This is a genomic window from Actinomyces bowdenii, from assembly GCF_017592395.1.
GTDB lineage: Bacteria > Actinomycetota > Actinomycetes > Actinomycetales > Actinomycetaceae > Actinomyces > Actinomyces bowdenii.
The window spans coordinates 25,000-31,780 of sequence record NZ_JAGFOU010000034.1 but is presented as its reverse complement, the minus strand read 5'-3'; the positions used below and the strand labels follow the sequence as shown (position 1 = coordinate 31,780).

Sequence of the window (6,781 nt, the reverse complement as noted above, 5' to 3'; positions counted from 1 at the left end):
GTGGCGTGTGTAGCAGCTCCCATCATCGGGGGACCTCGACCCCCACCCAAGCAACGACGCACCCACCCAGCCCCACCCCAAACACACCAATAAATCTTGCCTACCACACCCTCAAATGCGAAGAGCCGTGATAGCCGACTCTCCTACCACAGAGGCGGTAGCCGACGCGGTGGCTGATAGTGACTCGCTCTGGGATCGTTTGCGTGAGATGGGACGGACTGAGACGCAGAAGCAGCGACTCGACAGGGCGATCGCCCAGGAGCTTCAGAAGCGTCTCACGCCAGCAATGAAGCAGGAGCAGCAGGAGGAGCTGCGAGCTGCCGTCACCGAGGTGGAGGTGCTCCTCGAGCGCATCAGAGCTGATGATACGGCTGTTCTCGAGGCGGCCCGGCATCCTGAGCGCTTCCGGGAATACCTGAGTAAGCGCGGCGCAGAGCAGCGGGCGAACAGTATTGCGGAAGTTGCCGAGCCCATTTTTGATGCCTTGCGGGATATTGTGGCCGATGAATTCGTGCGCCTGGCTCCCGGCTCGGAGAGATTCCAGATCGCCGCACTCACAGCCCTCCTCGATGGGGCTGATGAGATCCGGGCCAGTCAGGGAAGGGTTGAGGGTCGGCAGATCGAGCACGGAGAGGCGCTTGGGCGCATCGAGGCCGGAATGGACGGTATCACCAAGGCCGTCTCCCAGGGGCGCTGTGGCGCGATCGACAGTCCGATTCACTTCGTCAACGATCTTCCGGCGAAGGCGGAAGGGTTCGTGGAGCGTGAGGAGTACACCTCTCTCTGTGAGCACCTTGACGAAGGCGGCACTGTTGTCCTTGCGGCACTTGAGGGGATGCCAGGGGTCGGCAAGTCGCAGATCGCGGCGGCCTATGCCAGGCGCTGTGAGGCTGAGAGCTGGCCCTTGGTGGCCTGGATCAATGCCAAGCGGAGGGGCGACCCGGACAGCGGGGCCCCGAGCGGTGTGGACATGGGCCTAGCGGAGCTGGCCTTTCAGATGGGTGTCTCAGCAGTGACGCAGTCGCCGAAGGATCTGGCTCGTGCGGCCATCAATGCCGTCAGTTCCATGCCGGTGGAGAACAAGCTCATCGTGTTCGATAATCTGGAGAGCGCTGACGACTTGTTGGGGCGTCGTCCTTGCGGCCCCGGGGTTCGCGTTATTGTGACGACGAATCTGCGGTCCAGTAAACTGGGGAAGCAGATTACTGTGGAGACCTTCACCGCTGATCAGGCGGTCGATTATCTTCTGGGGCTCCTGCCCGACTGTGATGCTGGCGCGGCTCGAGATCTGGCGGAGTTTCTGGGACATCTTCCCGTCGCTCTGAATCAGGCCGCGGCGACGATGATCTCTCTGGGCTACTCGATCGTTGAGTATCGGGATGTTCTGGAACGGAGGCTTCTTGAGCAGGCGGTGCTTCGGGAGGAGGGGGATCCCTATCTCAAGTCAGTGGGGGAGGCGCTGCGCTTGGCCTACAGGAGTGCTTTAGATAAGCTCGACAGGGTAGGGCAGGATTGTGTGGTGGCTGAGGCGGCACGTATGCAACTTGGGGTGCTGGCCCTCCTCGCTGACAGTGGCGTGCCGGCGTCCTGGCTTCACCGTGTTCTTCCGGATGAAGGGCCTGATGAGTTCGCTGCACGCAAGGCTCTGCAGCATTTTCGGGAGCGCAGTGTGGTCGCGGTCTCGGAAGGCGGGGAGACGGTGTTCATCCACCGGCTCCAGGCCCGGGTGATCCGAGAGGATATGCGGACGGACCCTCAATGCGACCTGAGGTCCATTGTCTCCAAAGTGGTTGATCTTCTGGCAAGGGTGTCCGGGGCTGGTGCGGACAAGCCGAGTCGCTCTGATATGATTGAGTTGATCAACCAGATCGCCGCTATTGGCGGTCAGGAGTCTTTGCATGAGTTTGTTGAGTCTTCCGGATTCATTGAGTTGTTGCTCAGTGTGCAGCGTCGGGCTGAAGAGCTGGGTATCTCCGCTCGCTGCGTGGCACTGTCCGAGGTTATTGACAAGATTCTCTCCGCTGTCGGAGGTGATGATCACCGGGCTCTGTCGTTGCGCAATAACCTGGCGGGCGCCTATGAGTCGGTTGGTGATCTGAATCGTGCGGTTCCCTTGTATGAGCGGACCCTAGCTGATCGTGAGCGGGTGCTGGTCGCGGACCACTCCGACACTCTGACCTCGCGCAATAACCTGGCGGGCGCCTATGAGTCGGTTGGTGATCTGAATCGTGCGGTTCTCTTGTATGAGCGGACCCTGGCTGATCGTGAGCGGGTGCTGGTCGCGGACCACCCTGATATTCTCGCCTCGCGCAACAATCTCGCCTATGCCTATCAGGTGGCGGATAGGGTGAAGGAAGCGATCCCCTTGTTTAAGCAGACTTTGGCTGATCGTGAGCGGGTGCTGGGCGCGGACCACCCTGACACTCTTACCTCGCGCAACAATCTCGCCTATGCCTATAGATCGGTTGGTGATCTGAATCGTGCGGTTCCCTTGTATGAGCAGACCCTGGCTGATCGTGAGCGGGTGCTGGGCGCGGACCACCCTGACACTCTGGTCTCGCGCAACAACCTGGCCTATGCCTATGGGGCGGTTGGGGATTTGGGGTGCGCGATCCCCTTGTATGAGCAGACCCTGGCAGACTGTGAGCGGGTTCTGGGCGCGGACCATCCCGATACTCTGGCTTCGCGCAACAATCTCGCCCATGCCTATGGGGCGGTTGGGGATCTTGAACGTGCGGTTCCCTTGTATGAGCAGACCCTGGCTGATCATGAGCGGGTGCTGGGCCCCAATCATCCGACGACTATCGCTGTTCGGAAGAATCTCGAAAGGGCCCGGCATGCTGACGGAGACGAGCCTCCAGCCTGACAGCGACCAGGTGTCGCTCAACCGCGGTGACCCCAGTAGGCTCGCGCGCATGCCGTCACTGCCGTCCACCCCCGCCGCTGCCGCCGCCTCGCCGACCGCCCGCGGGGAGTGGGTCCTGGGGCGCCTGGGCGGCGCGCCCATTGTCGTGGCCCCCACCTCCGCGCTGCTCGGCCTCCTCATCGCGGCCAGCTGGTACCCGCTGGTCGCCCAGGTGCTGGGGCCCTACGGCGTCGTCACCGTCCTGGGGATCGTCCTGGCCACCGTCCTGGGCGTGGGGGTCTCGGTGCTCCTCCACGAGCTCGCCCACGGCGCCGTCGGCTCCCTCCTGGGCCGCAGGCCCATCCGCTACGAGCTCTACCTGTGGGGCGGGCTGACCACCTTCGGGGGCGCCCCCGCCACCTGGAGCCCCTGGCGGAGGGCGGCGGTGTCCCTGTCCGGCCCCGCCACCAACCTGGCGCTGTGGGCGGGCGGCAGGGCCCTTCAGGAGGCCGTCGCCCTGCCCGTCCCCGTCCACGTGGCCACCTGGGCCCTGACCTGGGTCAACCTCGCCCTGGCCATCTTCAACGCCCTGCCCGGCCTGCCCCTGGACGGCGGCCACGCCCTGGCCTCCCTCATCGAGCAGGCCACCGGCAACCGACTGCTGGGGCTCAAGGCCGCGGCGTGGGGCGGGCTCGGCGTCGTCGCCCTCATCCTGTGGTGGTGGGTGGGCCGCCCCCTCATCCTGGCGGGGCAGAGGCCCGACACCTTCAGCCTCTTCCTGGCGGCCATGGTCGCCTGGACCATCGGCGCCACCAGCTGGCGGACCCTGGGCCTGGGCCGAGGGGCCCGCGCCGCCCAGCGACTCGACCTGCGCACCCTGGCCCGCCCCATCGCCCTCACCCCCTCCCGGACCCCCATCGGCCAGGTGCGCCGGATGCTCGACGAGGGCGCCGCCCTGGTCCTGGTCCGCGACGGCGACCAGCTGCTCGGCGCCATCGACCAGGCGGGCCTGGACCAGCTGGACCTGCACGGGGCCACCGGTGAGGACACCGCCCAGGGCGCGGCCATCAGCGCCGGCCAGGTCTGCACCGTGCTGCCGGCCGCCGCCCTCACCAGTGAGCTGACCGGCCCGGCCGCCGCCCAGGCCATGAGCCGGGCCCGCGCCGTCTCGCGCTGGCTGGTCCTCATCGAGGCCGGGCGGATGCGGGGCGCCGTGCCCACCGGGGCGCGCTGAGCCGCAGCGCCGCCGTCGCGGACAGTACTGCCAGCGCTGGTGCGGCGGCGGTGGGAGTAGCGTTGCGCTGCCCCAAGGCCCGACGTCGAGAGGACCCCCATGGCTCCAGCCCACGGCACCCGCGATGCCACCGGCGCCACCCATGCCACCGTCACCATCGGGCTCATCGCCGCCCTGGCCATCCAGAGCGCCGTGCCGCCCTTCGCCACGGACATGTACTCGCCCGCCTTCCCCCGCGTCACCCACGACCTGGGCACCACCTCCACCTCGGTGGGCCTGACCCTGACCGCCTTCTTCGTCGGCATGGGCCTGGGCCAGCTCGTCGGCGGCACGGGCTCGGACCGGTGGGGCAGGCGGGCGCCCATGATCCTGGGCGGCCTGACCTGCACCCTCGGCGGCGTCGTGTGCGCCCTGGCCCCCGGCATCGGCGTGCTCATGGCCGGGCGGGTCCTCCAGGGCCTGGGCGGTGGCGCGGCCGCCGTCGTGGGCCGGGCGGTCCTGGTCGACGTCGCCCGCGGGGACCAGCTGGCCCGGATCATGTCCATCCTCATGGCCCTGGGGGCCCTGGCCCCCATGATCGCCCCGGTGGCCGGGGGAGCGGTCCTGTCCGTGGCCGGCTGGCGGGCCGTCTTCTGGTGCCTGGCCGGCTTCGGCGTGCTCATGATGGCCATGGCCGCCCTCCTCATCCCCGAGACCCTGCCCGCCCAGGAGCGCCGGGGCGGGGGACTGCGCCGCTTCGCCCAGGGCCTGCGGGAGCTGGCCGCCCGCCGGCGCTTCGTGGGCTACATGCTCACCTCCGCCTTCTCCGGCTTCGCCATGTTCGCCTACGTCTCGGCCTCCTCCTTCGTGCTCCAGCAGATCAAGGGCCTGAGCCCCATGGAGTACTCGGTGTTCTTCGCCTGCACCGCGGGATCCAGCATGCTCATGGCGATCCTCAGCTCCCGCCTGGTGGGGCGCGTCCCACCGCGCCGGCTCATCGGGGCCGGCCTGAGTCTGTCGGCCGCGGGCATCACCGTGGTGACCCTCAGCGTGCTGGCGCTCGACCTGGCCCTCATCCCCCTGTGCGCGGGCTTCGTCATGACCATGGCCGCCCAGGGATTCGTCTTCGGCAACGCCAGCGCCCTGGCCCTGTCCGAGGCCCGGCACATCGCCGGGGCCGCCAGCGCCCTGCTGGGCCTGGTCCAGGCAGCCGCCATGGGGGCCTCCGCCCCACTGGCCAGCTCCGGGGGCGGAGCCAGCGCCGTGCCCATGGTGATGGTCATGCTCGTGGGCGTCACCGGTGCCTGGTGCGCCTTCATCCTGGCGGGACGGGGCGCGCCGCAGCGCCGCCTGCCCGAGGTCTGAGCCGGCCCCCGGCTGCTCCAGAATGCGAGTGCGGGGTGCACAAAGCGAGTGCGGGGTCATCGCATTCTGCACCCCGCACTCGCATTCTGCTGTGCTACCCGTGGGGCGCGGCGAGCATCGGGTCTGGGGCAGGTCGTGGATGGACTGGATACCGTGCTACCCGCGGGGCGCGGCGAGCATCGAGCCCTCGGTCAGGCCCTCGTCGAGCCCCCTGCCGGGCCAGAGCATGCCCGGTCATGGGGTGGGAGTAGTGTCCGGCCATGAGCACCGACCTCCTCTCACCGCCCAAGGCCCGGCCGGGCGACCGCATCGCCGTGGTCTCCCCGTCCTTCGCCGCTCCGGGTGCCGCCCCGGCCATCCACGAGCAGGCCATGACCAGGCTCCAGGAGATCACAGGCCTCATCCCCCAGGAGTACCCCACCACCCGCCAGCTCGGGGCCGGCCCGCAGGAGCGCGCCCGCGACCTCATGGCGGCCTTCGCCGACGACTCCGTGCGCGCCATCCACGCCACCATCGGCGGTGATGACCAGATCACCGTCATCCCGCACCTCGACCCCGAGGTGGTCCGCGCCCACCCCAAGCCCTTCCTCGGCTACTCCGACAACACCCACCTCCACCACTTCCTGACCACCTGCGGCCTGCGCAGCTTCTACGGCGGGTCCACCCAGGTCCACCTGGGCCCCGGGCCGCGCGTCGACCCCGAGCACGCGGCCGGCCTGCGCGCCGCCCTGCTCACCGGTGAGGAGCTGGAGATCACCAGGCCGCCGCAGTCCGAGGACCACGGCCTGGATTGGGGCGACCCCGCAGCCCTGACCTCCTTCGGCCAGCGGGAGGCCACCGAGGAGTGGACCTGGTCCGGGCCCTCGACCAGCGTCACCGGGCGCACCTGGGGCGGCTGCCTGGAAGTGGTGGTCGACATCCTGGCCGCCGGGCGCTTCGCCATGTCCCCGGCCGACCTTGAGGGCGCCGTCCTGCTCATCGAGCTCTCCGAGGAGGTCATTCCTCCTCGGAGTGCCTTCCGCATGCTGCGGGCCCTGGGGGAGAGAGGAGTGCTGGGCGTGGCCGCAGCAGTGCTCTTCGCCCGCCCACCGGTCTCCACCTTCGAGATCCACCCCGACGATGAGACCCGCAGGGCCATGCGGGCCGAGCGCAACGAGAGGGTCATGGAGACGGTGGCGCACTACAACCCGCAGGCCGTCGTGTGCTGCGGCATCCCCTTCGGGCACACCGGCCCCCAGTGGATCCTGCCCCACGGCGGCCGGGTCACCGTCGACGGCGCCTCGCGGAGGGTCTGGGCGGACTACTCCTGAGCCCGGCCGGCGGCATTGTGGCACCGCCCCTCCAGAATGCGAGTGCGG

The 6,781-nt window shown here is 68.6% G+C and carries 4 protein-coding genes; all 4 read left to right on the top strand.

Annotated elements, in window-relative coordinates; translation table 11 throughout:
• The first annotated feature begins 286 nt into the window (after positions 1-286).
• Positions 287-2,866 (top strand): FxSxx-COOH system tetratricopeptide repeat protein, encoded by a 2,580-nt coding sequence (gene fxsT / locus J5X07_RS12205; RefSeq protein WP_208479984.1) that lies wholly within the window; start codon positions 287-289, stop codon positions 2,864-2,866.
• A 49-nt stretch (positions 2,867-2,915) separates the two neighbouring features.
• Positions 2,916-4,079 (top strand): site-2 protease family protein, encoded by a 1,164-nt coding sequence (locus tag J5X07_RS12200; protein ID WP_208479983.1) that lies wholly within the window; start codon positions 2,916-2,918, stop codon positions 4,077-4,079.
• Between the two features lie 99 nt (positions 4,080-4,178).
• The gene (locus tag J5X07_RS12195; RefSeq protein WP_208479982.1) at positions 4,179-5,423 is read left to right on the top strand and encodes a multidrug effflux MFS transporter; all 1,245 of its coding nucleotides are present in this window, start codon (positions 4,179-4,181) and stop codon (positions 5,421-5,423) included.
• Between the two features lie 260 nt (positions 5,424-5,683).
• Positions 5,684-6,733, top strand: coding sequence for a S66 family peptidase (locus J5X07_RS12190; protein ID WP_208479981.1), 1,050 nt, complete (start codon positions 5,684-5,686; stop codon positions 6,731-6,733).
• The last annotated feature ends 48 nt before the right edge of the window (positions 6,734-6,781 follow it).

Bases quoted from the DNA above. Each gene is read 5' to 3' on its own strand.
- fxsT (WP_208479984.1), top strand. From the start codon at position 287: ATGAAGCAGGAGCAGCAGGAGGAGCTGCGAGCTGCCGTCACCGAGGTG.
- J5X07_RS12200 (WP_208479983.1), top strand. From the start codon at position 2,916: ATGCCGTCACTGCCGTCCACCCCCGCCGCTGCCGCCGCCTCGCCGACC.
- J5X07_RS12195 (WP_208479982.1), top strand. From the start codon at position 4,179: ATGGCTCCAGCCCACGGCACCCGCGATGCCACCGGCGCCACCCATGCC.
- J5X07_RS12190 (WP_208479981.1), top strand. From the start codon at position 5,684: ATGAGCACCGACCTCCTCTCACCGCCCAAGGCCCGGCCGGGCGACCGC.